General features: G+C 61.7%; 21 protein-coding genes. 3 read left to right on the forward strand and 18 right to left on the reverse strand.

Features of this window, described 5'->3' with window-relative positions; translation table 11 throughout:
- Window positions 1–46: 46 nt before the first annotated feature.
- From QMG56_RS08710 to QMG56_RS08725, 4 genes are read right to left on the reverse strand one after another with little or no spacing between them, the layout of a single operon-like run.
- Complete coding sequence (locus QMG56_RS08710; protein ID WP_281822157.1) at window positions 47–1099, reverse strand: COX15/CtaA family protein; 1053 nt, start codon at window positions 1097–1099, stop codon at window positions 47–49.
- A 32-nt stretch (window positions 1100–1131) separates the two neighbouring features.
- Window positions 1132–2160: an ACR3 family arsenite efflux transporter gene (gene arsB, locus QMG56_RS08715; RefSeq protein WP_281822158.1), complete on the reverse strand. Its 1029-nt coding sequence runs from the start codon at window positions 2158–2160 to the stop codon at window positions 1132–1134.
- On the reverse strand, window positions 2157–2642 hold the full coding sequence (gene arsC / locus QMG56_RS08720) for an arsenate reductase (glutaredoxin) (protein WP_281822159.1): 486 nt from the start codon (window positions 2640–2642) through the stop codon (window positions 2157–2159). The genes arsB and arsC overlap by 4 nt, the downstream gene beginning before the upstream one ends.
- A 12-nt stretch (window positions 2643–2654) precedes the next feature.
- The gene (locus QMG56_RS08725) at window positions 2655–2984 is read right to left on the reverse strand and encodes a helix-turn-helix transcriptional regulator (RefSeq protein WP_281822161.1); all 330 of its coding nucleotides are present in this window, start codon (window positions 2982–2984) and stop codon (window positions 2655–2657) included.
- A 122-nt stretch (window positions 2985–3106) separates the two neighbouring features.
- On the opposite strand from QMG56_RS08725, the gene QMG56_RS08730 reads away from it, so the two are divergent.
- The 3 genes from QMG56_RS08730 to QMG56_RS08740 all read left to right on the forward strand — a co-directional run bounded on the left by QMG56_RS08730 (window position 3107) and on the right by QMG56_RS08740 (window position 5476).
- Window positions 3107–3484 carry a MerC domain-containing protein gene (locus QMG56_RS08730; RefSeq protein WP_281822163.1) on the forward strand — a complete coding sequence of 126 codons (378 nt, stop codon included), beginning with the start codon at window positions 3107–3109 and terminating at the stop codon, window positions 3482–3484.
- 205 nt (window positions 3485–3689) lie between these two features.
- The gene (locus tag QMG56_RS08735; RefSeq protein ID WP_281822256.1) at window positions 3690–4442 is read left to right on the forward strand and encodes a class I SAM-dependent methyltransferase; all 753 of its coding nucleotides are present in this window, start codon (window positions 3690–3692) and stop codon (window positions 4440–4442) included.
- A 125-nt stretch (window positions 4443–4567) separates the two neighbouring features.
- Window positions 4568–5476 (forward strand): DMT family transporter, encoded by a 909-nt coding sequence (locus QMG56_RS08740; RefSeq protein ID WP_281822165.1) that lies wholly within the window; start codon window positions 4568–4570, stop codon window positions 5474–5476.
- A gap of 19 nt (window positions 5477–5495) precedes the next feature.
- Here QMG56_RS08740 and QMG56_RS08745 read toward each other — a convergent pair whose 3' ends face one another.
- The 14 genes from QMG56_RS08745 to murF form a co-directional block, all read right to left on the reverse strand.
- Complete coding sequence (locus QMG56_RS08745; RefSeq protein ID WP_309298549.1) at window positions 5496–7223, reverse strand: SPOR domain-containing protein; 1728 nt, start codon at window positions 7221–7223, stop codon at window positions 5496–5498.
- 105 nt (window positions 7224–7328) lie between these two features.
- Window positions 7329–8744 (reverse strand): cell division protein FtsZ, encoded by a 1416-nt coding sequence (gene ftsZ / locus QMG56_RS08750; protein ID WP_230186846.1) that lies wholly within the window; start codon window positions 8742–8744, stop codon window positions 7329–7331.
- Window positions 8745–8866: 122 nt separating this feature from the next.
- Entirely contained in the window at window positions 8867–10129 is a 1263-nt protein-coding gene (gene ftsA / locus QMG56_RS08755; protein WP_230186845.1) for a cell division protein FtsA, read from the reverse strand.
- 4 nt (window positions 10130–10133) lie between these two features.
- Window positions 10134–11081, reverse strand: coding sequence for a cell division protein FtsQ/DivIB (locus QMG56_RS08760; protein WP_281822167.1), 948 nt, complete (start codon window positions 11079–11081; stop codon window positions 10134–10136).
- Window positions 11071–12021 (reverse strand): D-alanine--D-alanine ligase, encoded by a 951-nt coding sequence (locus QMG56_RS08765; RefSeq protein ID WP_281822168.1) that lies wholly within the window; start codon window positions 12019–12021, stop codon window positions 11071–11073. The genes QMG56_RS08760 and QMG56_RS08765 overlap by 11 nt, the downstream gene beginning before the upstream one ends.
- Window positions 12021–12515 carry a DUF4262 domain-containing protein gene (locus QMG56_RS08770; protein WP_281822169.1) on the reverse strand — a complete coding sequence of 165 codons (495 nt, stop codon included), beginning with the start codon at window positions 12513–12515 and terminating at the stop codon, window positions 12021–12023. Before QMG56_RS08770 ends, QMG56_RS08765 begins: the two co-directional genes overlap by 1 nt.
- Window positions 12512–13414, reverse strand: a complete 903-nt coding sequence (gene murB / locus QMG56_RS08775) for a UDP-N-acetylmuramate dehydrogenase (RefSeq protein WP_281822170.1) — start codon at window positions 13412–13414, stop codon at window positions 12512–12514. Before murB ends, QMG56_RS08770 begins: the two co-directional genes overlap by 4 nt.
- Window positions 13411–13608: a hypothetical protein gene (locus QMG56_RS08780; RefSeq protein WP_281822171.1), complete on the reverse strand. Its 198-nt coding sequence runs from the start codon at window positions 13606–13608 to the stop codon at window positions 13411–13413. The genes murB and QMG56_RS08780 overlap by 4 nt, the downstream gene beginning before the upstream one ends.
- Window positions 13605–15035, reverse strand: coding sequence for a UDP-N-acetylmuramate--L-alanine ligase (gene murC / locus QMG56_RS08785; protein ID WP_281822172.1), 1431 nt, complete (start codon window positions 15033–15035; stop codon window positions 13605–13607). The genes QMG56_RS08780 and murC overlap by 4 nt, the downstream gene beginning before the upstream one ends.
- Window positions 15032–16201 carry an undecaprenyldiphospho-muramoylpentapeptide beta-N-acetylglucosaminyltransferase gene (gene murG / locus QMG56_RS08790; protein ID WP_281822173.1) on the reverse strand — a complete coding sequence of 390 codons (1170 nt, stop codon included), beginning with the start codon at window positions 16199–16201 and terminating at the stop codon, window positions 15032–15034. Before murG ends, murC begins: the two co-directional genes overlap by 4 nt.
- Window positions 16198–17415 carry an FtsW/RodA/SpoVE family cell cycle protein gene (locus QMG56_RS08795; protein ID WP_230186837.1) on the reverse strand — a complete coding sequence of 406 codons (1218 nt, stop codon included), beginning with the start codon at window positions 17413–17415 and terminating at the stop codon, window positions 16198–16200. The genes murG and QMG56_RS08795 overlap by 4 nt, the downstream gene beginning before the upstream one ends.
- Window positions 17408–18790: a UDP-N-acetylmuramoyl-L-alanine--D-glutamate ligase gene (gene murD, locus QMG56_RS08800; RefSeq protein ID WP_281822174.1), complete on the reverse strand. Its 1383-nt coding sequence runs from the start codon at window positions 18788–18790 to the stop codon at window positions 17408–17410. Before murD ends, QMG56_RS08795 begins: the two co-directional genes overlap by 8 nt.
- Window positions 18787–19857, reverse strand: a complete 1071-nt coding sequence (gene mraY, locus QMG56_RS08805) for a phospho-N-acetylmuramoyl-pentapeptide-transferase (protein WP_281822175.1) — start codon at window positions 19855–19857, stop codon at window positions 18787–18789. Before mraY ends, murD begins: the two co-directional genes overlap by 4 nt.
- Window positions 19857–21236 (reverse strand): UDP-N-acetylmuramoyl-tripeptide--D-alanyl-D-alanine ligase, encoded by a 1380-nt coding sequence (gene murF, locus QMG56_RS08810; protein WP_281822176.1) that lies wholly within the window; start codon window positions 21234–21236, stop codon window positions 19857–19859. The genes mraY and murF overlap by 1 nt, the downstream gene beginning before the upstream one ends.

The raw sequence follows: 21236 nt of genomic DNA on the forward strand, positions 1-21236 counted from the left end.
GGGAAAGCGGGGGTTTCCTGACGGGTATCAGAATACCATGCCCTTTTCAGCGTCGCCGGGCACCCGTCGCATGGGCTGCCCAGGCGGTGCTGGCGACCACAATTGCGCCGACCGCCTGATGCAGAACGGCCAGCGGCAGGGCGATCCCGCTCATGACCGTTGCAATACCCAGCAGCACCTGCGTCCCCACCGAAGCATTGAGCGCGATGGAGGCGCCGCGCGACCCGGCCCGCTTGGCGCGCCGTGCCAGCAGGATCAGGACAGCCGCCGCCACAAATGCCCACCAGCGGTGAATGAAGTGCACCAGAAACGGGTCGTCGCTGAGCGTTGCCCAGAACGATCCCAGCCATTGCACGCCAGCCGGATAGAAACGGTCATTCATCAGCGGCCAGGTGTTTGCGACATAGCCTGCATCCATGCCCGCCACGAATGCGCCGAACAGCAGTTGTACGAACACCACCAGCGCAGCGACCATCGCGAAGCCGGTCAGTTGCGCCGTCCGCGCCCGCGTATCCGCTGCCTGCGCCAACAGATCGAGCGCCGTCCACACCAACCCCGCCAGCACGAACAGCGCGGTAATAAGGTGCACCGCCAGTCGATAATGGCTCACATCGGTCCGCACCGACAGGCCGGACGACACCATCCACCAGCCGATCGCACCCTGTAACCCGCCCAGCATCAGCAGCGCGAACAGGCGGATGCCATAGCCCGCCGGGATGGCCCGCTTCCACGCGAACCACGCCAGCGGCAAAGCAAAGGCCAGCCCGATTACGCGGCCCAGCAACCGATGCGCCCATTCCCAGAAGAAGATGAACTGGAAATCGGAAAGGCTCATACCCTTGTTGATTTCCCGATATTCGGGGATCTGCTTGTACTTGTCGAACGCATCCATCCAGTCGGCATGGGACAGCGGCGGCAGCGCGCCGCTAATCGGCTTCCATTCGGTGATCGAAAGCCCCGATTCGGTCAGTCGGGTTATGCCGCCGACAACGACCATCGCGAACACGAGAATGGCGACGCAAAACAGCCATAAGGCAATACTGCGCGGACGGGGCGATGAGCGGCGCGAAAACGCCGATTGACTATGCGACGCGGACATATCGGCGCTATTGCGCCTGCGCCGCGCGGGTTTCAAGCGGGATATGCAGCCCCGCGTTCGTACCAACCTCGCGACCGCTTAACGATCGCTACGACGGACAGCATTACCGGCACTTCGACAAGTACACCGACGACCGTCGCCAATGCAGCGCCAGAGCGAAGACCGAACAAAGCTATCGCCGTCGCGACCGCCAATTCGAAAAAATTGGATGCCCCTATCAACGCTGACGGCGCCGCTACGCACCATGCCACACCGAAACGACGGCTGAGCCAATAGGCCAGGCCTGCGTTGAAATAGACTTGAATGAGGATCGGAACGGCGAGCAACGCTATGACCAAGGGGCGCGCGATGATTTGCGGTCCCTGAAAACCGAACAGCAGCACCAACGTCGCCAGCAACGCCCCCAGCGATGCAGGCCCAAGCTGTTTCAGCAATCCGTCCAGCGTCCCGCGCCGAAGGGCCGACCGCCGAAGCCATTGCGCCATGGCGACCGGGACGACGATATAGATCAGCACCGAAAGCAGCAATGTATCCCAGGGCACCGTGATCGACGCGACGCCCAGCAGCAGCCCGACGATCGGCGCGAAGGCAACCACCATGATAAGGTCATTCAGCGCCACCTGCCCCAGCGTATAGCCGGGATCGCCATCACACAGATTTGACCAGACGAACACCATCGCGGTGCAAGGCGCTGCCGCCAGCAGGATCAGCCCGGCAATATAGGATGGCCCCTGCCCCGCCGGAAGCAACGGCGCAAACAGCCAGCCGATGAATATGCTGGCCAGCAGCGCCATCGAAAAAGGTTTTACGGCCCAATTGATGAACAGGGTGACTCCCACGCCTTTCCAATGTCGTCTGATGCTCGCCAATCCGGCAAAATCGACCTTGAGCAACATTGGAATGATCATCAGCCACACCAAAGCAGCCACGATCAAGTTGACGCGCGCCGCTTCGGCGGCGGCAATCAGAGCGAACAGCGCCGGAAAAGCGGCACCGGCGGCAATCCCCACAACGATACAAAGCGCAACCCACAATGTCAGATACCGTTCGAACAGGGTCATCGCGCAATCCCCTGCACGCTGGCCTTCTGTCCGTTGGCCCTCTGTCCATGGGCATCGACGACCTGTTCGCCATCTTCCTTCGTAAACGCTTCCCGTTGGGGCAGCGGCAATATGTCCAGCACCGTTTCGGAAGGGCGGCACAACCGGACGCCCAGCGGTGTCACGACCAATGGACGATTGATCAGCAGGGGATCGGCCATCATGGCATCGATCAGCGCATCGTCCGGCAACGCGGGATCGCCAAGACCCCGGTCAGCGAAGGACGTCCCCTTTTCCCGCAACAATTCTCGCGGCGACAGGAGCGCGCGGTTCATCAAGCTGACAAGCATAGTCCGCGACGGTGGGTTGGTACGATAATCGATAATGTGCGGCTCTATGCCCGCGTTACGGATCAGCGCGAGCGTGTTCCGCGACGTGCCACAATCCGGGTTGTGATAGATAATGACGTCGACTGGCTTAGCCGACCCTTCTTGCTCAGTCATCGGATCGCTCCTTCAGCAGCAGGATAATTCGGCAATGATGGGATCGCACAGCGCCGCATCTCCGCCGCAACAGTCCTTCAACAAATATACGGCGAGTGCCTGAACCCGGTCGAGATCGGCATGATAGCGGATCGATCGCCCTTCGCGTTGCGCCTTTATCAGTCCGGCCCGTGTCAGAATCGCCAGATGAGTGGACATCGTATTTTGCGGCACGGAGGATAGCCGCGCCACCTCGCCTGCGGGCAGACCATCGGGTGCATGACGGATCAACAAGCGAAATACATCGAGCCGCGTGGATTGGGCCAGGGCACCAAAAACGAGCAAGGCAGAATCAGTATCCATATATCGAGATTATTCGATATTTTGACGTCTGTCACTAGTCGCTTCGACGAGACAGCAAAAGATGCGTTGCGCCGCAATGTAATGTTGTATCTTCTCCGTGAAACGCCTATGTGACACGCATCATGTTACTGACTTTCCGTTCTGCACTGGCCAAAGGCACGTTCGACCGCATGGCGGTGGCCTTGTCCGGCCTGTGTGCGGCGCATTGCGTGGCAACGGCCGTCATTCTTGGCCTGCTGGCCACGGCTGGCGGCTTTCTGTCCAACCCGCTGTTCCACGAAACCGGGCTTACCATCGCTATCGTGCTCGGCGCTGTCGCCCTCGGCTATGGCGCGATCCAGCACGGCTACATGATGCCCGCCGCGATCGGCGCGCTGGGATTGGGGGTCATGGCTGGCGCAATGACGCTGGACCATGGGTTCGAGGAAAGCGTGTATACGGTCATCGGCGTCGCGATATTGGCGCTGGGCCACGACCTCAATCACCGCGCCGGGCGATAGGCACCTCGCCTTAAAGCACTTTGCCGTTCCTATGCCTTGCCTATAGGCGCGCGCATCGTCATGGTCAGGGACCTTACAAGAGGAGCCCCCCATGCGAATCCCCCCGATACTGACTGGCACAGTCGTTCTAGGTTTAGCCGCTCTGGCCGTACCATTGGCCATGGCACAACACACGATGGACCATTCAAAAATGGACCACGGCAATATGGCTGACGACAAGATGGCTGGCGGCAAAATGGACCATGCCGCGCATCAGGCCATCATGGCCGCCGTTGCCGCGCCCAGCCGGACTCCGGCAAACGTGACGCGCGACACATATCGTCACCCCGTCGAAACGCTCTCCTTCTTTGGCGTGACCCCCACGCAGACCGTGGTCGAATATTCCCCCGGCGGTGGCTGGTACACTGAAATCCTGGCACCACTGCTGAAGGACAAGGGCACATTCTACGCCGTGCAGTCACCGGGCAAAGGCTTCGACGGTCTGAAAGCGAAAATGAGCGCAGCGACCGGTGTCTATGGCAAAGCGAAGCTCGTTCCCTGGCCCGAAACCGGCATTCCCGCCGGAACCGTCGATACGCTCCTCACCTTCCGCAATGTGCACAATATGGTGATGGGCGGCACTGAGGCTGCCACGTTCAAGGCGTTCTACGCCATGCTCAAACCGGGCGGCACGCTCGGCATCGTCGATCACCGACTTCCCGAAGCACGCGACACGGCAATGGAGAAGTCATCGGGATATCTGAAGGTCTCGACCGTACGCCGCCTCGCCGAAGCAGCCGGTTTCAAATATGTCGGATCGTCGGAAGTGAACGCAAACCCCAAGGATAGCACCGATTGGGCCAAGGGCGTGTGGACCCTTCCTCCGGTGCTGGCCAACGGCGATACCGACAAGGCCAAATATGTGGCCATCGGCGAAAGCGACCGGATGACTCTGAAATTCGTAAAACCTGCCAAGTAAGACACCTCGGCGGCCATCCCCCCAAGTGCGGGATGGCCGCCGACACATCTGATTGCGCGGTGCAGCAAAGCCGCTAAAGCGGTTTCGTGCCGACCCCTGCCCCTACCACGCGTACACCACCCACAGTGGCGACGCCCACGATTCGCGAGGAACGGGTGTTTTTCGCTATTGGGCTCAGGCTGGCGGCCATGCTCACCCTGGCTATGATGTTCGCTCTGGTAAAATTGGTCAACGCGCGCGGCGTGCATTTGGGGGAAGCGCTCTTCTATCGTCAGGCTTTCGCGCTTCCGATCGTATTTGCGTGGATCTGCATGACCCAAGGCGCAAAGTCGGTGCGGACCGGCCGGATCGGTCTGCATCTCAGCCGCACGGCACTCGGCTTGCTGGGCATGATATTCAATTTTGGGTCGTTCATCCTTCTGCCACTAACGGAAGCGACGACCATCGGCTTTTCCATGCCGATTTTCGCAACGATCCTCTCCGCTATATTGCTGAAAGAGGCCACGGGCATTCACCGTTGGGCTGCAGTGCTCATCGGCTTTCTGGGCGTGTTGGTGATGGTGCGTCCCGACGCCAGTCATTTTCCCCTGCTGGGCGTGGCAGTGGCGCTTGTCGCCGCGATCCTGACGGCCAGCATCAGCCTTCTTTTACGCACTTTGGGACGCACCGAAGGCGCGGCGGTCACCGTTTTCTGGTTCACCGTGCTGTCCATGCCGCCGCTGGGCATCACGATGCTGTTTGTTGGACAATCGCACGATCCGCTGACCTGGGGGCTGCTCGCGCTGATGGGCATAACCGGCGGCATCGCGCAATTGTTCATGACGGGCGCGTTACGCTGGGCGCCTGTGTCGGTCGTGCTGCCAATGGACTACAGTTCGATCTTGTGGGCGACGGTGTTCGGTTGGCTGGTCTGGAACGACTGGCCGGTTGTCAGCACCTGGATAGGCGCTGCGCTGATCGTCTCCAGCGGCCTTTATATCGCCTGGCGCGAACATGTCCGGTTGAGGACAAATCGGGAAGTCGTCATCCAGTAAAGCGTTTTTACGTGTCGACTTATTTGCCCGAGACGCGGTTCAATTCTTCGCCCGCATCGCTTTTCCAGGCGAATGCATCCGCGCCGCCTTTTTTCAAACTGGCTTCGAAATCCTTGGCCTTTTCAAAGGATGGGAACGGGCCGACCACCAGCCGATTGGTGCGGCCCCAGCTTGCCGTGAAAGCATCCTTGCTGGACAGGCTACCATGCTTTTTGCGCAAGCCCTTCAGCGTAAAGCCCAGTGCGGACACGCTCTGTCCTGTGCCGATCTGAACCCAGTTGCGCGAGGGGTTCTTTGCAAGTTTGGCTTTTTCTGCCGCCAGCACCTTAGCCTTCGCGTCGGCTTCCGCCTTCGCCTTGGCAGCGGCATCTCGCTTCACTTTGTCCACCGCAGCCCGCGCGGCTTCACGCTTGCGCGCCTGCATCGCAGCTATTTCCGCAAGGTCGACAGCAGCGACCTGACTCTTGCTTTCGCTCTCCGGAACATCAAGTTCGCGCATAATGTCCGCCAACGTGCGCGTGGCTACGGGGCTAGGGGACGGTGCGGTGGCGGCGTTAACTGACGGCTGAACAGGCGCATTGGCCGACGTTTGTGTTGCAGGGACAGACGACGAGCCAAACGCAGGTTGCCGGACGGGTGCCGGGTCCACAGGAGCCGGGTCCACAGGTCCCTGGACCATAGGTCGCGCCGGGGTCGGCGTGGGTGTTGGCATAGGGGTTGGTGTGGGCTGCACTGTGCTCGGTTTCGGCGCGGGCGCATCTGCAGGCGCGGCCGGAGTCGGCGACGGCAAGGCCGAGGTCTTAACGGGTTGGCGGATCTGCGGCTCGGTATTGGACTTTGCCGGGGCGTTTACCACTACCCTCTGCCTAGCCCGCGAAGCGGACGATGTCGCTGCAGTGGAGGGCATGGTCGGCGCAGGCGAGGGCGTGACGATGCGGGGAGCCGCAGCCGTATTGGCCGCCATCCGCACACCGCTATTGGTCGGGAAACTACCAAAATGCACTGCGGCTGCGCGTTGTGCGGGGGTCAGTGCGGCCATGCGCTCCATATAGGGCTGGATCGCGTCGGCCAGCGGCTTGGGCATGACCTTTTGCGTGATATCGCGCGCCTGCTGCTCACGCCCGTTCATCGCCAGGACAAAGGCCCGATTACGCCATGCCGCACGGTCATTCTTATACAGGAGCGGCTCGATCATCTTCTCCGACGCATCGACCTGACCGGAGATGCCCAGCGACACTGCATAGCGGCGGATCAATTCCGGGTCGTTGGGCTTGACTTGCAATGCTGCCTGATAGTCGCGCTGTGCGCCTGCCTGATCGCCGCTCAGATCCTTTGCAAGACCGCGGTCTGAGAGAAAGCTGTTGTTCGGATATCTTAGCCGCTCGGCCTGATCGAATAGCCGCAGGGCTTCGGTCGGATTCTGTAATTGGAGCATGGCACGGCCGAGACCGGCCTTTACGCGACCATTGCCGCTCGAAATCTCATCGGCACGGGCGAAAAATCCAGTTGCCGCGCGCGGATCGTCCAGATCGAGCGCAGCCTCTCCCGCCCCGATCAGAGCGCTGACATCGCGCGGGTTCTCACCCAAACGTGCCAAATGGCTGTTCAGATTGGCAGCGGCATCGGGTGGACGAACATCGAGTTGCGAAAAGCCGGGGCTGCTTTGGGCGAGCAAGGGCGAGGCCACCATAGCCGACAGGGCTACCGTTGAACCAAGCAACAAGCGAAGGGAAGAACGCAGGGTCACGACACTGGTCCTAGCCTGATGGTCAGTGAACAGGAAATGTATTGCACCAGGCTTTGCGACGGAACGCCTGCCTGCACGGATCATCCGTGCGGGCAGGCTATCGGCTTACTGGTTGTTCTGACGGTTGAGGAAACGGGGGATGTCGATGCCTCCCGGTTTGCCTTCCCCATCGGCATCGGCAGCCTTGTCCGTACCGCGCGAAAGACCCGACATACGCTCAAACAACGTACCGCCACCGGTGGCTACCCGGGGAGCCGCACGAACCGGCTCAGGTTCCGGTGCTGCCGTTTCGGCGCTGAGGATCAGTTCTTCCTCCTCGGTCAAATCGGAAATAACCACCGGCGCCTTAGGCGCCGCGAAAGGCGCGGCAAGCGGAGCGGGTTCGACAGGCACTTCGACGTTTGAAAGCTCGAGCGGTTCTTCCTGCGGTTCCTCGACAGCCGTAACTTCTACCGGCGCGGGGGGCGCTAGCGGAGCGGCGGCAGCCGGGGTCGATACCGCAGGGCGATTGGCAAAGCTGAAAGGCTGCGACGCGGGCGCAGCGGCGTTCGATGCTTCATGATCTATACCGGTCGCCACGACGGAAACGCGGATACGGCCATTCAAGCTGTCGTTGAACGCAGAGCCCCAGATGATGTTCGCATCGGGATCGACCAGTTCGCGAATGTGGTTGGCAGCTTCGTCGACTTCCATCAGGCGCATGTCTTCGCCACCGACGATCGACACGATGACGCCTTTTGCGCCCTTCATGCTGACGCCATCGAGCAGCGGGTTGGCAATTGCCTTTTCAGCGGCCTGCAGCGCGCGGCCATCGCCTTCGGCTTCGCCGGTGCCCATCATCGCCTTGCCCATTTCGCCCATGACGGAGCGAACGTCAGCAAAGTCGAGGTTGATGAGGCCAGGCATGACCATCAGATCGGTAATGCCACGCACACCCTGTTGCAGCACTTCGTCGGCCATCTGGAACGCTTCCTTGAAGGTCGTGTTCGGATTGGCGACGAGGAAGAGGTTCTGATTGGGAATGACGATCAGCGTGTCGACATGCTTCTGCAGCTCTTCGATGCCTGCTTCGGCAGAGCGTGCACGGCGCGCGCCTTCGAAAGTGAAGGGCTTCGTCACGACACCGACGGTCAGGATACCGCGATCCCGCGCAGCCTTCGCAATCACGGGTGCTGCGCCGGTGCCGGTGCCGCCGCCCATGCCTGCCGCGATGAAGCACATATGCGCGCCGTTCAGCGCTTCTTCGACCGCAGCGATGGTTTCTTCGGCAGCCGCGCGACCGATTTCAGGGCGCGATCCTGCACCGAGACCTTCGGTGATCCGGGGACCAAGCTGAATGCGGCGCTCGGCTGGCGAAGCATTGAGTGCTTGCGCATCGGTATTGGCGACGATGAAATCCACGCCTTCGACCGACGCAGCGATCATGTTCGCAATGGCATTGCCGCCTGCCCCGCCCACGCCAATGACGGCGATGCGTGGCTTCAGCTCATCCACCTGCGGCGGGCCGATTTCAATGCTCATATTCTTAAGGCTCCCTCAGTCTCGCCCGACAAAGCAAAACGCAATATTTTCTTCATGCACCAGTTGAAAAGGCAATTCATCACCTTTTTTACTATTGGTGAGTCACAAGCGATTATTCATCTTTAGTAATTGGCTTTCAGTGCACCCATCATGCGTTGCCACCACCCCGTTGCACCCATGCGATGCACGGTTTGGGGCGCAGCCGTCATGCTCCGCAAGTCGACCGGATTGGACGCGCCGTAAAGCGCCAATCCGGCAAGCGTGGCAAAAGCGGGACCGCTGTGCGCTTCGGGAAGTGCAGCGAGACCGCGCGGGCGACCGATACGCACCGCACGGCCCAAGGCGCTTTGCGCATAGTCGGCAATACCCTTCATCTCTGCGCCGCCGCCGGTCAGCACGACCTGACGCCCGACCGGAGAATTGAAACCCATGCCTTTGAGAGAGGCATTTACCTCTGCCATCAACTGATTGAGGCGTTCGCAGATGACACCGACCAGCGCGGCGCGTGTGATCTTGCCGCCGTCTCCCGCCGCAACGTCACCGGAAATCGGTGCGATCTCGATCATTTCACGGAAGTCGCGGCGCGACTGCATGGCTGAGCCGTAGAAGCATTTCATCCGCTCCGCCTGACTGCGGCGGATACCGAAAGCCGACGCGATATCGTCGGTGATGTCTGCGGCACCAATGGGAATGGAGTGCAAGCCGACGAGCATCCCGCCGACATAGAGCGAGACGTTGGTGACGCCTGCACCCAACTCCACCAGCGCCACGCCCAAGTCACGCTCTTCTTCCGACAGGCAGGCAAGCCCAGTGGCGATGGGCGACGCGACGATCGCGTTCACATCCAGATACGCGCCCCGCACGCACATTTCCATATTGGCCAGCGGCGCGCCATCGGCCAGCACGACATGGATGTCGACGCCGAGTTTGTCGGCGTGCATCCCGAGCGGGCGCTTGACGCCTTCGGTGCCGTTCAGCGTGAAGCAGGTCGGCTGCGCGTGCAGCACGATGCGGCCGTCGGGGTCGATGCTTTGGCGGCCGGTGGTCAGGAGGTCGTCGATGTCGGACTGCTCGACGCGATAGCCGCCAAGGCCGCGCTCGACCGTAACCACATCGCTGACCAGACTGCCGCCCGAGAAAGAAACCCACACGTCTTCGATATTGAGGCCTGCGACACGCTCGGCCTGTTCGACCGTTTCGCGGACCGCCATTTCGGTGCGTTCCATGTCGGCGATGTAGCCGCGACGCACGCCGCGGCTTTCGCGTTGGCCCGTACCCAAGATCGCCAGTTCGCCCGTATCGGTTCTGCCCGCGATCAGCGCGGAGACTTTCCACGACCCGATATCGACGGCGGTTATGAGCTTTTCGACTTTCGGCGGTGCCATGATCTCAGACTTCCCCCTCACCGCTGGTTGCGGCGACCTTCACGTCTTTCGGCGTTTCGCCTTTAGCGTCATCGCCCTTTGCGGCGCGATCCTTGGGCATACGCAGCACGAACTTATCGGGATCGCGCATGTCGAAGCGGATGATACCACGGCCCAGCAGGCGGTTTACCCCATCCATCCGCGCGAAATTCACAAGCGCCGATGCCGCCTGAGGCTCGCCTTCGGGGAGAGAAAGCGTCTCGCCCGATTGAAACCGCAGATCCCAGCGACGATCGCCGATCCATGTCGCGCCAGCCAGCATCGGCTTGAGCGCGGGGGCGGCATCGAGCAACTGGTTCAGCCGCGCGGTTTGACGATTGGCGTTGGGTCCGACGACCAGCGGCAGATCGGGCATGTTGGACAGCGAGACCGTTTGCAGCACGGCACCCGACACGTCGATCAGGCGCAACTGACCTGCATTCTGCCATACAGCCACCGGCTGACGCTCGACGATATCGACCACCAGCGTATCGGGTAGGCGACGGGATACGCGCGCGTCCTTCACCCAGCCCAATGTCATCAGGTCGCTGCGCAGCTTGGGTAGATCGACATTGACCATCGAGCGGTCCACCTGCCCCAAAGCGATGTTATAGACCGCAAGTTCGTCCATCCGCTCGACGCCATGCACTTCGACCTTGGCGACTTCGAAGCCTGCTTTGGCGGTGGCACTGGCAAATTCCATCTTTGCCATGGCTGGCAGACCCAGGAAGATAGCCGTTCCGACAGCCGCCCCGCCCACTAAGCCCACGATCGCAAAGGTCGCAAGCCGCTGTACCGTGGCATCGCTGATGGGCAATGCGGCAATAAGTCGATCCATGCGCGACTGTTTCTTGAGGGCGCGGCGGCCACGGGTGGCGTTGCGTGGTGGGGGGCGGCTGGTTCCGCCGCGCCTGATGCGTGCATCACTGCTCATGTCTTTGCCCCCCGGCCATCAAAGCATCCTCGACGATTCGTTCGACCAGCTCGGCATATGCGATGCCCAGCTTCGCAGCCTGTTCCGGCACGAGGCTGAGTGGCGTCATGCCCGGCTGCGTATTCACTTCGAGGAGGAAGAGGCCGTCGATGCCCTGCGTATCGTCCCAACGGAAATCGGAGCGCGAAGCACCGCGACACCCTAAAAGCCGATGCGCGCGCAGGGCAATTGCCTTGCACTGCTCAGCGACATCGTCGGGGATGTCAGCGGGGCAGATATGGTCGGTCATGCCATCGGTATATTTGGCGTCGAAATCGTAAAAGCCGCTCTGGGGTCGCAGTTCGGTGACCAGCAGCGCTTCATCGCCCAGCACGGCGGTCGTGAGTTCGCGCCCCCGAATATAAGGCTCCGCAAGCAATTCGGTGAAATGCTGCCACGGTCCTTCGACATCACGACCGATGGGATTGCCGAAATTGCTTTCGTCAGTGACGATGGCGACGCCCACAGAGGAGCCTTCGTTAACGGGCTTTACGACATAGGGCCGCGGGATCGGGTCACGTTCGAACAGGGTCGCGCTTTCGACGACCTGCCCGCCGGGCATGGGGATGCCGTGAGGGACCAGCGCCTGCTTGGTCAGTTGCTTGTCGATGGCGATCACCGACGTGGCGAGGCCGGAATGGGTGTAGGTGAGGCCCATCAGGTCCATCATGCCCTGCACTGTGCCGTCTTCACCTGGTACGCCATGCAGCGCGTTGAACACCACATCGGGCTTTGCTTCATGCAGGCGCACGGCGACGTCGCGGTCCATGTCGATCCGGGTAACCCGATGACCGCGAGACTCAAGCGCCTTTGCGATCCCCTCACCGGAGGAGAGCGAGACGGAACGCTCGGCGGACCAGCCGCCCATCAGGACTGCTACATGCCAGGGGCCACGGGTCATCAACTAAGTCGCTCTTCATATAAGGCGGGCTGCAAAGCTATTACGCCGGCATCGCAGCCGTCATCCCAAGGGAACAGGCCATCGACGGCCCCTGGCCACACTATCTGGACAACATCAGTCAAGCGCTGGCCGGTTCTCACCTTGTGGTACCACAGCGCGGAATTTACAAACTCTTCAGCTATCTGGCTGGGATGAACGATCCGAGCGATGCACTTGTGACCTTCCAGTAGGCCTTCGATGACGGCACCATCGGTTAGAACGAGACCTTCCCTACATTCACGAAGTGTCTGATTGACCATAAATTTCATCATTTCGATAGGTAAGCCGAATGTGATCACTTCTGGCTGATCCACCGTCTCTTTAAAGCCAATAGAGTAGGCAAAGTTCGGCTGTTCGCCGTCTGGATCGAATACCGCGTTTACCTGACAACCATGCTCGCGCATATTCTCGATGATGCCGCGCTCGAAATCATCGCGGGGCACAATGTTTGTCACTTCGCCAACCCCACCCGCTGAATTTCCCACTCAAGCTCCACGCCGCTGTCTGCTTTCACCTTGTCCCGCACGTCTTCGCCCAATGCCTCAATATCCGCGCTGGTTGCTCCGCCGAGGTTGAGCAGGAAGTTGCAATGTTTTTCCGACACTTGCGCATCACCCCGGCGCAGGCCGCGACAGCCTGCCTTGTCGATCAGCGCCCAGGCCTTGTGACCGTCGGGGTTCTTGAAGGTCGAACCGCCGGTGCGGCTGCGCAACGGCTGGCTGGCTTCGCGTTCGGCGGCGATGCGATCCATCTCTGCGCCGATGACGGCGGGATCGCCGGGCGTGCCTTCGAACAAGGCTTCGATGACGACCGCGCCGACGGGGAGGTCGCTATGCCGATAGGTGTAGCCCAGCTTTGCAGCGGGCCATGTCTCGACGCTGCCGTCGCGCAGGACGAGCGTGACTTCGATCAGAATGTCGCTGGTGTCGCGCCCATAGGCGCCCGCGTTCATGCGGACGGCGCCGCCCACCGTGCCGGGGATGCCGCGCAGAAATTCGAGGCCAGCAATGCCCGCATCACGCGCGGCGCTTGCCACGGAGATGCCCATGGCTGCGCCACCGGCACGCACGCGATCGCCGGGTTCGACAACGACTTTCTGCATGGATTTGGGCAGGCGCACCACTACACCCGGAACGCCGCCGTCGCGGACGATCAGGTTGGAGCCAACACCCACCGGAAGCACCGGCATCGCGGGATCGAGCGCAGCAAGGAAGCGCGACAAGTCCGCCACATCGCGCGGGCGCACCAGATATTCTGCCGGACCACCGGTGCGGAACCAGATGAAATCGGCAAGGCTGCCGCCCGGTTCTATCGTGCCATCGAGAGGGGGAAGCGGAGCGAGCGTTGTCGTCATTTCCGCCCTGTCCACAACGCGATCCAGCGTTCCCACGCGGCGATGTTCGCTTTGCCGGTGTCGTTCAATGCCTGCTGCATGGCAATCGGCGCATCCGCTCCCCTCAACGTGTTACGGGCAGCTTCCAGGCTCTTTTCATGCGCTTCAATGACGCGCTTTTGCATGTCGATGCACAGGTCGACAAACTCGATCATCCCGCCGTCTCCGGCAGGCTGGCGGCGATGCCCGTCGCAAGACCGGCCGCCCATTTAGTGATGTCACCCGCACCGAGGCAGATGACCATGTCGTCGGGCTGAAGATCGGCAGCGAGGGCAGCGGTCAGCGCTTCGGGGCCGTCGATCACGCTGGCGGCGCGATGGCCGCGCCGCTTGAGACCCGCGACAAGTGCGGCGCTGTCAGTGCCTTCTATGGGTTGTTCGCCAGCAGGATAGACAGGCGCGGCGTAGACGACATCGGCATCGTTGAATGCCTGCTGAAAGTCATCCATCAGATCGCGCAAGCGCGTGAAGCGGTGCGGCTGAACCACGGCAATAACCCGACCCCTCGCGCCTTCGCGCGCTGCAGCGAGAACTGCGCGGATTTCGACCGGGTGATGGCCGTAATCGTCGATGATCGTTGCGCTGCCGCCGGGGAGCGCGACTTCGCCGACCTTGGTAAACCGACGTTTGACGCCACCGAACTTGGCAAAGCCGGTTTGGATGGTCGCGTCGTCGATGCCCATTTGCAGGGCGACGCCGATGGCCGCCATAGCGTTGAGGACATTGTGGCGACCGGGCATCGGCATTTCGATGCCTTCGATCTTGCGCGTGGTGCCGTCCCGCTCGCGCACCTGCACGTCGAAGCGGTTGCCGCCGGGGAAGGAGACGACGTTATCGCCGCGAATATCGGCCTGCGCACTGAAGCCGTAGGTCACCACGCGGCGGTCTTGCACGCGCGGCAGGATCGCCTGCACTTCGGGATGGTCGAGGCAGACGATGGCCGCGCCGTAGAAAGGGACGTTCTCGATAAAATCGACGAAAGCGTCCTTTACCGCGTCGAAGCTGCCATAATGGTCGAGATGCTCGGGATCGATGTTCGTTACGACCGCGATGGTGCCGTCGAGGCGGAGGAAACTGCCATCGCTCTCATCGGCTTCGACCACCATCCAGTCGGACGCACCCAAACGCGCGTTGGAGCCGTAGCTGTTGATAATGCCGCCATTGATGACGGTCGGATCGACGCCGCCTGCGTCGAGGAGCGCGGCGACCATCGAGGTGGTCGTGGTCTTGCCGTGGGTTCCGGCCACAGCGACGGTGGATTTGAGCCGCATCAATTCGGCGAGCATTTCCGCGCGGCGCACCACGGGAATGCGGTTTTCGAGCGCCAGTTCGACTTCAGGATTGCCCCGCTTGATCGCTGTGGACGTCACCACCACGGCAGCGTCGCCCAGATTTTCCGCCTTATGCCCGATGGCGACGGCAATGCCCTTCTTGCGCAATCCTTCGATCACATAGCCTTCGGCAACGTCGCTGCCCTGCACCTTGTAACCCAGATTGTGCATGACTTCGGCGATGCCCGACATGCCGATGCCGCCGATGCCGATGAAATGGATCGTGCCGATATCCGTGGCGACACCCTTCATGCCGGGATACCCTGCAAAGTGAGGCTGGAGGGTGCGGGGGGTGTGGTCCGCAGGGGGTCGTTCATGATCGGGGCTTTTCCAATGCTTTCCAGTAAATCGGCCATGTCGCGCGCCGCATAGGGACGCCCGCAGGCACGGGCGCGCTTGGCCGCATTGGCGAGCGCGCCAGGTTCCATCGCCATCTTCTGCATCTGCTTGGCGAGTTCGACGGGGGTGAATTGCGATTGTGGAATGGACCGCGCGCCGCCCGCGTCGACCATCTCACGGACGTTGGCGGTCTGATGATCGTCCATCGCCGTGGGCAGTGGGATCAGGATCGCGGGGCGACCGGCGGTGGTGAGTTCGGCAATGGTCGAGGCACCGGCGCGCGCAATGACCAGATGCGCCCAGCTCAACTTTTCGGCCATATCCTCGATATACGTCGACAGGTCGGCCGGGATTTCCATGTCGGCATAAGTCTGGCGGACCTTCTCGATATCTTCGGCGCGGCATTGCTGCGTGACTTGCAGACGACGGCGCAGGCCGACCGGGAGCAAAGCGAGGCCATTGGGCACTACGCTGGACAGCACTGTCGCGCCCTGGCTGCCGCCGGTGACGAGCAAGCGGAACACGCTTTCGTCCGTCAAAGCGGGAAATTCCTCGTCGCGCAACGCCATGACTTCGGCGCGAACGGGGTTGCCGATCAGATGGACCTTGTTTGCATGTTTGTCGGCCAGCCGTTCGACAATGGGATAAGCGGTGGCGATGGCATCTACCTTGCGCGCCATCAGGCGGTTGACGCGGCCCAGCACGGCGTTCTGTTCGTGCAGCGCCGTCGCAATGCCCATTTTCTGCGCGGCGAGTACGGCGGGTAGCGCGGGATAGCCGCCAAAACCGACAACCGCCGTAGGTTGAAAGGTCTCGTAGAGGCGCATCGCCATTGCGCGGCCCGCGAGGATTGCCTTGCCGCCGCGCAGCCAGCCGATTGGCCCACCCTGCATCCGGCCTGCGGGCAGGACATGGACCTGCATATCCTCGAATATGCCGGGGATCTTCGCGCCGCGTTCGTCAGTGACCAGCGCGACATGGTGGCCACGCGCGGTCAGTTCCTTCGCCACCGCATAAGCGGGGATCATATGCCCCCCGGTCCCGCCGGCTGCGAGGACGAAGTGACGGGAAATGCTCATCGACCGCTCCATTTCACGACATAGGGGCTGCGGTCCATGAAGGGATTGCGGCGCGTGAACGCCAGCAACAGGCCGACCCCGATGCAAAGTGCGATCATAGAGGAGCCGCCGTAGCTGATAAAGGGCAGCGTCATCCCCTTCGACGGAAATATATGCGCGTTCACGCCCATGTTGATAATCGCCTGCAACCCGAACTCAGTCGTGAGGCCAGCGGCGGCCAGAATGATGAAGCTGTCCTCCTCGTCCAGCAGACGCAGGAGAACGCGCACGACGATGGCCAGATAGACGATGGCGATGCCGATGCACGCGAGCAGGCCGAATTCTTCGCCAATGACGGAGAAGATGTAATCGGTGTGCGCTTCAGGCAGGTTGAACTTCGCCTGCCCGCCGCCCGGACCCACGCCGGTAAAGCCGCCATTGGTGATCGTCTTATGCGCAAGATCGACCTGATCCGGGCCGGTGTCGGTCGCGACGTTGAAGCCCAGAAAGTCGTTGATGCGATTGCGACCGTTTTCGTAGAAAATATAGGTGAGAACGAAGAGGCCCATGGCCCCGGCCACCAGCCCACCAATAGCGCGCATCGATACGCCCGACAGCAACAGAAGCGCACCCCAGACGGCGCAGAAGATAACCGTTTGCCCAAGATCCGGCTGACGCATCAGGAGCAACGCGACGATGGCCGTCAGCAATCCGCTCAACGGGATGACCGGCAGATTGGCGTCCTTGCCACGCAGGGACAGCAACCACGCCAGCGTGACGACGAACGCAGGTTTCAGAAATTCCGATGGCTGAAAACGCATGCCGGGTAAGTCGATCCAGCGCTTGGCGCCGTTGATCGTATTGCCCAGGATGGGAACGAGCAACAGCATGAGCAGGAAGAAGGCCGTCATGCCCAGCGCAAGCCGCCGCGCCTGCGTTCGCGGGAGCATCGATATCACCAGCATGACCGGTAAGCCGATGCCCACCCACATGAGCTGACGATAGAAATAGATCAGTGGATTGACGGCGATCTCACTGGTCGAACGATCGATGGCTGCGACGGGCGACGCCGCCGCCACGGCGACAAGGCCGATAGCGATCAATACCGCAATCAGCGACAACAGTACCCTGTCGATTTCCCAGAACCAGATGGCCAGTGCAGTGCGCTCACGCGGAACCGTCTTGCCGCGGAAGCCTTTGACAAGACGACCGGGTTTGAAGCTGCCGCTAGCCATCGGTGCAGGCTCCTATCGCGTGCACCGCTGCCACAAAGGCATCGCCCCGCGCTTCAAAATCGCGGAACTGATCGAACGAGGCGCAGGCGGGGGACAACAGCACTACGTCACCGGGTTGCGCGACGCGTGCGGTGCGGCGCACGGCGGTCAGCAGCATTTCGCTGTCGTCGACGTCCATATGAGGGCGGAGGATATCGGCAAACATGTGGCCGGATTCGCCAATGGTGTAGGCGTGGGCGACGTTGCCATAAAAGGGGACGCACTCGTCGAGATTGTCGGTCTTGGCGATGCCACCCAATATCCAGTGGATGCGGGGTTTGCCGGTTATGGGGGGATAGGCCGCGAGCGCCGGGGCGGTGGAGGCCGCGTTGGTGGCCTTGCTGTCGTTGACGTAGAGGACGCCGTTGACTTCGGCGACCCGTTGCATCCGGTGGGGCAAGCTGGAGAAGGTTTTCAGCGACGACTGGATGACGGTCTCATCTATGCCAAGGGCGCGCGCTACGGCGATAGCAACCACCGCGTTTTGCGCATTGTGTGGGCCTTGCAAGGAGGGCCACATGGATTGCGCAGCGGTGTCCACGTCGTTGGCGCTTACCCGCTGTACGCCGTTCTCCTGCGAAGGCAGGAGTCCAGGCTGCGTGGCACCGAGCTTCCCTAGGCTCCTGCTTTCGCAGGAGCACAAGTTATCGGCGATGCGGCGTGTCGTATCATCATCGACTGCTATTACTGCAGGATGGCCGACTGTCTGCATCGCGAACAGACGCTCTTTGGAGGCGACATAGCCTTCGAATCCGTCATAGCGATCCAGATGGTCCGGGGTGATGTTGAGCAACACCGCTACGTCGCAATCAAGGCTGTAGGTCAGATCGATCTGATAGCTCGATAGTTCGAGGACGTAGATGCCGCCTTCGGACAGGGGTTCTTCGCCAAGGACCGGCAGGCCGATATTGCCCCCCATCGACGTGGGGATCCCTGCGCTCTGGATGATGTGGTGGATGAGCGCGGTTGTAGTCGACTTGCCGTTGGTGCCGGTGATGGCGACCACGCGATGTGGGGGCAATGTCGGCCGAGCGAGCGCGAACAGTTCGATATCGCCGATGACCGGGACGCCTGCCTCCCGTGCCTTTTCCGCAATAGGATGGCGGTTGAGCGGGACGCCGGGCGATACGACGATGCCGTCGAAACCGGCAAGGTCGATGGTCAGGGGATCGGCGATCTCTGCCTTGTCCGCGACGAGCGCCTGCGCTTCTTCGCGTGTGTCCCATGCCACGACGCGCGCGCCGCTCGCCACCAGCGTTGCGACGGTCGCTAGGCCGCTGCGCGCCAATCCGAGTACGGCGTAGGTCTTCCCCGCAAAGGCGCTGCTGACGATCACCGCAGCTTCAACGTCGCAAGGCCAGCGAGGGCGAGAACGAAAGCGATGATCCAGAAGCGGATGACGACAGTGGCTTCGGCCCAGCCGAGCTGTTCGAAATGATGGTGGATCGGCGCCATTTTGAACACGCGTCGACCGGTGCGTTTGTAGAAGAACACCTGAATGATCACCGACATGGCTTCGACGACGAACAGACCGCCGATGATGCCGAGCACGATTTCATGATGCGCGCTGACGGCGATCACGCCGATGGTGCCGCCCAAGGCGAGGCTGCCGGTGTCGCCCATGAACACAGCGGCGGGCGGCGCATTGAACCAGAGGAAGGCCAGCCCTGCCCCGACTATCGCGCCGCACAGGATCGTGAGATCGCCTGCGCCCGGCACATGCGGAATGCCAAGATATTCGGCAAAATCGGCGCGGCCGACCAGATAGACGATCAGCATGAAGGCGAGGCTGGCGATGATGACCGGCATGGTGGCGAGGCCGTCTAGTCCGTCCGTCAGGTTCACGGCATTGCCGAATGCCACGATAACGAAGGCCGCGAACACATAGTAGAACGGCCCAAGGTTGAGCGCGGGGCCATTCCAGAACGGGACGTAGAGCGCGGTGCCGTTATGGCCGACGACCAGCCACGCGGCGAAACCGGCTATCGCGAATTCGCACAGGAGACGGAACTTGCCGGACAGCCCCTTATGGCTGGCCTTCGTCACCTTGTCGTAGTCGTCCATGAAGCCGATGGCTCCAAAGCCCAGCGTCACGAAGATGCAGGCCCAGACGTACACCGACGAAAGGTTCATCCACAGCAGGACCGAAATGATCATTGCGGTGAGGATCATCAGGCCGCCCATTGTGGGCGTTCCGCGCTTGGCGAGGTGGCTTTGGGGGCCGTCTTCGCGGATCGGCTGCCCCTTGCCCTGACGCACGCGCAGCCAGCCGATGAAGCGCGGGCCGATGATTAAGCCGATGACCAAAGCGCTCGCAATCGCCGCGCCGGTCCTGAAGCTCAAATAACGGACGAGGTTGAAAACCCCTTGAAAGTCCAGCGTCTGCGCCAGCCAGTACAACATTATGCTTTATCCCCATCGGCCAACGCCGCGACCACGCGCGATAAGCCGACACTGTTCGATCCTTTGACCAATATCGCGTCGCCAGCCTGCACCCGTGACAGGATGAGGCTTTTGGCAGCATTGGCGTCGGGCACATGCGCGAAAGCGACCTGTCCTTCAAGCCGCTGCGCGAGCGGGGCCATGTCTTCGCCGACAAGGATCGCATAATCGACACGGCTGGTCGTAATGGGATCGGCGAGACCGGCGTGGAGTTCCGCGCTGCGGTCGCCCAGTTCCTTCATCGCGCCAAGAACTACGACCCGGCGCGCCGCCTTTTCGCGTCCGAGCTGGCGCAGGGTCGCGGCCATGGAAAGCGGATTGGCGTTGTAGCTTTCGTCGATCAGCAGCGCCTCCCGGCCATCGACATGCAGTGTGGTGCGTGCGCCGCGACCGGCAAGGCCTGGCAACTCCGCAAGCGCGAGACCGGCGGCGGCGATGTCACCCCCCAGCGCTTCGACTGCGCCGAGGACGGCCAGCGCATTGGTCACCCAATGATCGCCGGGTGCGCCGATGGTGAAGCACAACTCCGCCTTGGGGAATTTTGCCGTGACGAGCGTGCCGCCCTGTTCGGCTGGTACGGCCTCAACGGCCCGAATATCCGCGCCTTTGCCGATGCCGAAGGTCAGTATGTGAGCCGCGAAGCGTTCGGCGTGCGCGCGCAGCCCGTCGATATGCGGGCTGTCGAAGGGGATAATAGCAGTGCCGCCGGGTTCGAGACCTTCGAATATCTCCGCCTTTGCATCGGCGATGGCGGCTTCCGAGGCGAAAAATTCGATGTGGGCGGGGGCGATGGCAGTGACGATAGCAACGTTGGGCCGCACCAGCCGCGTGAGCGCGGACAGCTCGCCCGCATGATTCATGCCCATTTCGAACACGCCATAGGCGCTGTCGGTCGGCATGCGCGACAGGCTGAGCGGGACGCCGACATGGTTGTTATAGCTTTTGACCGAACGATGCACCTTGCCGGGATTGGCGCGGTCGAGCGCCTGGAAGAGCGCTTCCTTCGTTCCTGTCTTGCCGACCGATCCGGTAACACCGATGATTCCCGCCGACGTGCGAGCGCGAGCGGCGCGGCCCATCGCCTGCAATGCGGCAAAGCTGTCATGGACCAGCACATGCGGCACGGCAACGGGGGTACTGACGAGAACGCCCGACGCGCCGGACGCGATGGCGGTATCGACATAGTTATGTCCGTCGGTCGCTTCGCCTTTGAGCGCGACGAACAGATCGCCCGGTCCGACTTCGCGGCTATCGAAAGCAACGCCCGAAACGGCAAAAGCGGCGGACGCCGTTCCGCCCACCGCCGCTGCGATTTCATCTGAGGTCCAGAGCGCACTCAT

The organism is Sphingobium sp. BS19, from assembly GCF_027925545.1.
Taxonomy (GTDB): Bacteria; Pseudomonadota; Alphaproteobacteria; order Sphingomonadales; family Sphingomonadaceae; genus Sphingobium.

Bases quoted from the DNA above. Each gene is read 5' to 3' on its own strand.
- QMG56_RS08710 (WP_281822157.1), bottom strand. From the start codon at position 1,099: ATGTCCGCGTCGCATAGTCAATCGGCGTTTTCGCGCCGCTCATCGCCC.
- arsB (WP_281822158.1), bottom strand. From the start codon at position 2,160: ATGACCCTGTTCGAACGGTATCTGACATTGTGGGTTGCGCTTTGTATC.
- arsC (WP_281822159.1), bottom strand. From the start codon at position 2,642: ATGACTGAGCAAGAAGGGTCGGCTAAGCCAGTCGACGTCATTATCTAT.
- QMG56_RS08725 (WP_281822161.1), bottom strand. From the start codon at position 2,984: ATGGATACTGATTCTGCCTTGCTCGTTTTTGGTGCCCTGGCCCAATCC.
- QMG56_RS08730 (WP_281822163.1), top strand. From the start codon at position 3,107: ATGTTACTGACTTTCCGTTCTGCACTGGCCAAAGGCACGTTCGACCGC.
- QMG56_RS08735 (WP_281822256.1), top strand. From the start codon at position 3,690: ATGGCTGACGACAAGATGGCTGGCGGCAAAATGGACCATGCCGCGCAT.
- ftsZ (WP_230186846.1), bottom strand. From the start codon at position 8,744: ATGAGCATTGAAATCGGCCCGCCGCAGGTGGATGAGCTGAAGCCACGC.
- ftsA (WP_230186845.1), bottom strand. From the start codon at position 10,129: ATGGCACCGCCGAAAGTCGAAAAGCTCATAACCGCCGTCGATATCGGG.
- QMG56_RS08760 (WP_281822167.1), bottom strand. From the start codon at position 11,081: ATGAGCAGTGATGCACGCATCAGGCGCGGCGGAACCAGCCGCCCCCCA.
- QMG56_RS08765 (WP_281822168.1), bottom strand. From the start codon at position 12,021: ATGACCCGTGGCCCCTGGCATGTAGCAGTCCTGATGGGCGGCTGGTCC.
- murB (WP_281822170.1), bottom strand. From the start codon at position 13,414: ATGACGACAACGCTCGCTCCGCTTCCCCCTCTCGATGGCACGATAGAA.
- QMG56_RS08780 (WP_281822171.1), bottom strand. From the start codon at position 13,608: ATGATCGAGTTTGTCGACCTGTGCATCGACATGCAAAAGCGCGTCATT.
- murC (WP_281822172.1), bottom strand. From the start codon at position 15,035: ATGAAGGGTGTCGCCACGGATATCGGCACGATCCATTTCATCGGCATC.
- murG (WP_281822173.1), bottom strand. From the start codon at position 16,201: ATGAGCATTTCCCGTCACTTCGTCCTCGCAGCCGGCGGGACCGGGGGG.
- QMG56_RS08795 (WP_230186837.1), bottom strand. From the start codon at position 17,415: ATGGCTAGCGGCAGCTTCAAACCCGGTCGTCTTGTCAAAGGCTTCCGC.
- mraY (WP_281822175.1), bottom strand. From the start codon at position 19,857: ATGTTGTACTGGCTGGCGCAGACGCTGGACTTTCAAGGGGTTTTCAAC.
- murF (WP_281822176.1), bottom strand. From the start codon at position 21,236: ATGAGTGCGCTCTGGACCTCAGATGAAATCGCAGCGGCGGTGGGCGGA.